This is a genomic window from Mesorhizobium sp. M1A.F.Ca.IN.020.06.1.1 (genome assembly GCF_004023265.1).
Classification (GTDB): Bacteria; Pseudomonadota; Alphaproteobacteria; order Rhizobiales; family Rhizobiaceae; genus Mesorhizobium.
The window spans coordinates 1-5,394 of record NZ_RZSR01000360.1; the positions used below are offsets into that span (position 1 = coordinate 1).

The window sequence follows — 5,394 nt, forward strand, 5'->3', positions numbered from 1 at the left end:
CAATCGATCTTCTCAAGGCGGACTGGAGCCTGCTCACCCAGCCGGCGCGGCTGCAGAAGCTTGCCGAAATCTACAAGTCGCAGCTCGGGCTCGAGCCGCTCAACGCCCACCAAATCGGCGGGCTCGACGACGTGCCGATGAAGCCGCTCAATATCGAGGACCTGTCGTCGCAGCCGCTCGGCGGCATGGCCGACAATTCGGGCAAAGGGCCGTCGGACGGCAAGGATCCGGTGGTGACCGGGAGCACCGTGCAATGATCAGCAGGCTTCCAGGGATCGGCAACCTGCTGAAGCGCCGAAGCAAGGCAACTGAGGACGGCTCGATCGTCGTCGACGCCGCCCGCAAGGCAACCGGCGGCAAGGCCAAGACCCGCATCGTCATGACGATGGCGGTGTTCTTCACCATCTATTCGACGATTGCCGGCCGACTGGTCTATCTCGGCCTGCAGAATCCGGACAATTCGGGTGGTCCGCAGAGCCGCGTCACTGCATCGCGGCCGGACATCGTCGACCGCAACGGCGAGGTGCTGGCGACCGACATCAAGACGGCGTCGCTGTTCGCCGAGCCGCGCCGTATCGTCGACGCCGACGAGGCGATCGAGAAGCTCTCGACCGTGCTTCCCGAGATTGACTACGAGCAGACTTATCACAAGCTGAAGAGCGGCGCCGGCTTCGTCTGGCTGCAGCGGCAGCTGACGCCGAAGCAGCAGGCCGACATCATGGCGCTCGGCATCCCGGGTCTCGGTTTCCGCACCGAAAAGCGCCGCTTCTATCCGAGCGGCGAAACGTCATCCTACATTGTCGGGCTCACCAACATCGACAATCAGGGCATCTCCGGTATGGAGAAGTACATCGATGACCAGGGCCTGACCGATCTGCAGGCGTCAGGACTGGCGGTGGCCAGGGATCTGAAGCCGGTGAAGCTGTCGATAGACCTGCGCGTCCAGCATGTGGTGCGCGACGAGGTGGCGACCGGCATGGAACGGTTCCACGCGATCGCGGCCGGCGCGGTGGTCCTCAATATCAAGACCGGCGAAGTCCTGGCGATGGCCTCGGTGCCGGATTTTGACCCCAACAATCCCTACAATGCTCAGGAAAAGGACCGGCTGAACCGTATGTCGGCCGGGCTCTACGAGATGGGCTCGACCTTCAAGAGCTTCACCACCGGCATGGCGCTCGATTCCGGCAAGGTGACGCTGGAGAGTCGCTTCGATGCGTCGCGCCCGATCAGGATCGGCCGCCAGACCATCCATGACTTCCACAGCAAAGGCCGTGTGCTTTCGGTGCCCGAAGTGTTCATCTATTCGTCCAACATCGGCTCGGCCAAAGAAGCCGAGGCTGTCGGCATCGAAGGGCATCGCGAGTTCCTGCATCGGCTAGGCGTGCTCGAAAAGATGCAGACGGAATTGCCGGAAGTGGCGCGCCCGACCGAACCGAAAGTATGGAAGCAGGTCAATTCGATCACCATCGCCTTCGGCCATGGCGTCTCGACAACGCCCCTGCAGACTGCCGTCGGCTGCGCCGCATTGATGAGTGGCTATTTGATCGAGCCGACTTTTCTGCCGCGCACGGCCGAGCAGGCGATGGAGGTGGCCAAAAGGGTGGTCAAGGACACGACCGTGGAAGGGATGCGCTATCTCTACGCACTCAACGCCGAGAAAGGCTCGGGCAAGAGCGCCAGGGTTCCGGGTTACCGCGTCGGCGGCAAGACGGGCACGGCGGAAAAGGTCGTCAACGGCCGTTATTCGAAAGAGAAGAATTTCAACGCCTTCGTCGCCGCCTTTCCGATGGACGATCCGCAATATATCGTGCTGACCATCGCCGATGAGCCGAAGCCGGAAAAGCCCGGCATGGGCGCCACCGCCGCCTCGAATGCCGGCATCATGGCAGGCAACATCATCAGGCGTGCGGCTTCGATGCTTGGCGTGAAGCCAGATTTCAGCCATGAAAATGGTGCAACGCTGGTTTCCTATCAGTGATTCTTGGGGCGCGCCGGCAACTGCGCGCTATTTTGTTGCGGTGAACGGGACTCAATGTATCTGAAAAATCTAGCCGGTATCCTGCCTGTCGAGGGAACAGCTTCCCCCGATTTGGAGGTTACCGGTCTCTCCTCCGATTCCCGCCAGGTAAGACCGGGCGTCGTTTTTTTCGCGCTCGCCGGCAGCAAGGCTGATGGCTCGACCTATGCCGCCGATGCCGCCGGCCGCGGCGCTGCCGCAATCGTGGCGGCCAAAGGCAATACAATCTCCGGTCTGTCGATCCCGGTTCTTGCCGTCGATGATCCCCGTCTGGCATTGGCGCTGAGCGCGGCGCGCTTCTTCGGCAAGCAGCCTCGGACGATGGTCGCCGTAACCGGGACCAGCGGCAAGACATCGGTTGCCGCGTTCACCCGCCAGATCTGGGAGCAGGCAGGTTTTGCCGCCGCTTCGATCGGCACGACCGGCGTGGTGGCGCCGGGCCGCAACGAATATGGCTCATTGACTACGCCCGATCCGGTCGCGCTGCACGAGTTGCTCAAGGAACTGGCGGAGGCAGGGGTAACGCACGCCTCGATGGAGGCTTCCAGCCATGGTCTCGACCAGCGTCGGCTCGACGGCGTCAAACTGGCCGCCGGCGGCTTTACCAATCTCGGCCGCGACCACATGGATTACCATCCGACGGTCGAGGATTATCATCGTGCCAAGCTGCGTCTGTTCGACACGCTGCTGCCGAAGGGGGCGCCGGCCGTGATCTTCGCCGACGATCCCTGGTCGCAGCCGACGGTTCATGCCGCGCGGGCAGCGGGCCTCAATGTTCTGACCGTCGGGCGCCACGGCGAATTCCTGACGCTGAAGCGCGTCGAGCATGAGCGGCGGCGCCAGCGTGCCGAGGTGGAGGCCGATGGTGTGCTTCACGAGATCGACCTGCCGTTGGCAGGTGATTTCCAGATCGCCAACGCCCTGGTTTCGGCCGGCCTCGCCATCTCGACTGGAACATCCGTTGATAAGGCATTGGCCGCATTGGAGAAACTCAAAGGTGCGCCGGGCCGCCTCGACCTTGTGGGCACGACGGCCGCCGGCGCTCCGGTCTATGTCGACTACGCGCACAAGCCCGACGCATTGGAAAATGTCCTGACCTCGGTTCGTCCGTTCACCACGGGCCGGGTCGTTGTCGTCTTCGGCTGTGGCGGCGACCGCGATCGCGGCAAGCGGCCGATCATGGGCGAGATCGCGACCCGGCTCGCCGATGTCGTCATCGTCACCGACGATAATCCGCGCACGGAAATCCCCGAAACCATCCGCGCGGCAATCCTTGCCGCGGCGCCCGGCGCCATCGAGATCGGCGACCGCCGCAAAGCGATCCACGAGGCCGTCGCCATGCTCCATGCCGGCGATACGCTGATCGTCGCCGGCAAGGGGCATGAGGAAGGCCAGACGATCGGCACCGAAACCTTCCACTTTTCCGATCATGAGGAAGTGCGCGAGGCGCTCCAGGAGCGCGCCGCATGAGCTTGCTGTGGACGTCGCAAGCGCTTGTCGAGGCCATGGGCGGCAGGCCGATCGGCTCGCTGCCGGAAGGCATCACCGGCATTTCGATCGACAGCCGCAGCCTCGAGCCGGGCAACGCCTTCTTCGCCATCAAGGGCGAGACGATGGACGGCCACGATTTCGCAACCGCTGCAGTGAAGGCGGGCGCTGCGGTGCTGGTGGTGGCCGAGGGCAAGCTGCCGTCCCTTGGCCGGCTGACGGCGCCGATGATCGTCGTGCAGGATGTGCTTGCGGCGCTGGAAAAGCTCGGCATTGCGGCGCGCGCTCGCTCACGGGCCAAGATCATCGCGGTGACCGGCTCTGCGGGCAAGACGACCACAAAGGAAGCGCTGCGCCATGTGCTGTCGGCGGTCGGCAAGGTGCACGCCTCGGCGCAGTCGTTTAACAATCACTGGGGCGTGCCACTTACCTTGGCGCGCATGCCCGCAGACTGCGACTACGCGATCTTCGAGATCGGCATGAATCATCCGGGCGAGATAAGGCCGCTGGTCAAGATGGTGAGGCCGCATGTCGCGATCGTCACGCTGATCGCGGCCGCCCATCTCGGCTTCTTCAAGAATCTCGACGAGATCGCCATGGCCAAGGCCGAGATTTTCGAGGGCATAGAGGCCGGCGGCGCCGCGCTGCTCAATCGCGACGATCCGCGTTGGAAGCTGCTCGGGAAAGTGGCCAAGGATGCAGGTGTCGAGCATGTCTTCGGCTTCGGCGAGAACGCCCGCTCGGCCTTTCGTCTTGTTGGCTGCGACCTTTATGCCGATCACTCCGATATCGCGGTCAAGATCGGCAAGAGGGACGTGACGGCCCGTGTGGGGGCGCCCGGCCGCCACATCGTGCAGAATGTGCTGGCGGTGCTTGGCGCCGCGCAACTGGTCGGCGCCGATCTCGACAAGGTCGCGGCGGCGCTCGCCGATCTTTCGGCCGAGCGCGGGCGCGGCCGGCGCCACATTTTGCGCCATCCGAACGGTCCGATCACGCTGATCGACGAGAGCTACAATGCCAATCCAGCGTCGATGGCGGCAGCCATGGCGCTGCTCAACGCCACGCCGGTATCGGGCGAGGGCAGGCGCATCGCCGTGCTTGGCGACATGCTGGAACTCGGCAGCCATTCGGCGAAGCTCCACGCGGCCCTTGCCGAACTTATTGTCGGCACAGAAACGCGCAACGTCTTTCTCGGCGGCCCGGAGATGCGGGCACTGGCCGAGGTTTTGCCTTCGGATGTCGAAACCGAGTACCGGCCAGGAGCCGAAGAGCTGAAGCCCGTCGTCATGTCGGCGATCAGGCCGGGTGACGTGGTGATGGTCAAGTCGTCGAAAGGCATCGGCTTTTCAAAGCTGGTCGAGGCATTGCTCGGCAAATTTCCGGCGGAAGCCGCAACCATTGAACCGACCTGAGGTCGGGATCCGGGGGACCGATGCTCACTTTACTCGTTGATTTCGCGGACAAGATCTCGGCCTTTAATGTCTTCCGCTACATCACCTTTCGCACCGGCGGTGCGCTGATCACTTCGGCGCTGATCGTCTTCATATTCGGACCGACCATCATCAATTCGCTGCGGCTTCGCCAGGGCAAGGGGCAGCCGATCCGCGCCGACGGACCGCAGACACATTTCAAGAAGGCCGGAACGCCGACGATGGGCGGGCTGATGATCCTGTCCGGCATCATCGGCTCCTCGCTTCTGTGGGCAAACCTCTCCAGCATCTATGTCTGGGTGGTGCTTTTGGTCACCGTCGGCTTCGGCTCGATCGGTTTCTACGACGACTATCTCAAGGTGACGAAACAGTCGCATCTGGGCTTCTCCGGCAAGGCGCGGCTGGCGATCGAATTCGTTGTCGCCGGCATCGCGGCCTGGGTGATCATGCACAATGGCC

3 protein-coding genes and 2 pseudogenes are annotated in these 5,394 nt (G+C 63.3%); all 5 read left to right on the top strand.

The genetic code is table 11. From position 1 onward, the window contains the following. Positions 1-257: pseudogene (locus tag EOA60_RS16965) on the top strand (hypothetical protein); the annotation flags it as partial. Further along, positions 254-1,978 carry a penicillin-binding protein 2 gene (locus tag EOA60_RS16970; protein ID WP_095824926.1) on the top strand — a complete coding sequence of 575 codons (1,725 nt, stop codon included), beginning with the start codon at positions 254-256 and terminating at the stop codon, positions 1,976-1,978. The pseudogene EOA60_RS16965 and the gene EOA60_RS16970, both read left to right, overlap by 4 nt. A 54-nt stretch (positions 1,979-2,032) precedes the next feature. After that, on the top strand, positions 2,033-3,487 hold the full coding sequence (locus EOA60_RS16975) for a UDP-N-acetylmuramoyl-L-alanyl-D-glutamate--2,6-diaminopimelate ligase (RefSeq protein WP_095824925.1): 1,455 nt from the start codon (positions 2,033-2,035) through the stop codon (positions 3,485-3,487). After that, a complete protein-coding gene (locus EOA60_RS16980) occupies positions 3,484-4,917 on the top strand; it encodes a UDP-N-acetylmuramoylalanyl-D-glutamyl-2,6-diaminopimelate--D-alanyl-D-alanine ligase (RefSeq protein WP_066990733.1) in 1,434 nt (477 codons plus the stop codon). The genes EOA60_RS16975 and EOA60_RS16980 overlap by 4 nt, the downstream gene beginning before the upstream one ends. Positions 4,918-4,937: 20 nt before the next feature. After that, positions 4,938-5,394, top strand: a pseudogene (mraY, locus tag EOA60_RS16985) (phospho-N-acetylmuramoyl-pentapeptide-transferase); the annotation flags it as partial.

Bases quoted from the DNA above. Each gene is read 5' to 3' on its own strand.
- EOA60_RS16970 (WP_095824926.1), top strand. From the start codon at position 254: ATGATCAGCAGGCTTCCAGGGATCGGCAACCTGCTGAAGCGCCGAAGC.
- EOA60_RS16975 (WP_095824925.1), top strand. From the start codon at position 2,033: ATGTATCTGAAAAATCTAGCCGGTATCCTGCCTGTCGAGGGAACAGCT.
- EOA60_RS16980 (WP_066990733.1), top strand. From the start codon at position 3,484: ATGAGCTTGCTGTGGACGTCGCAAGCGCTTGTCGAGGCCATGGGCGGC.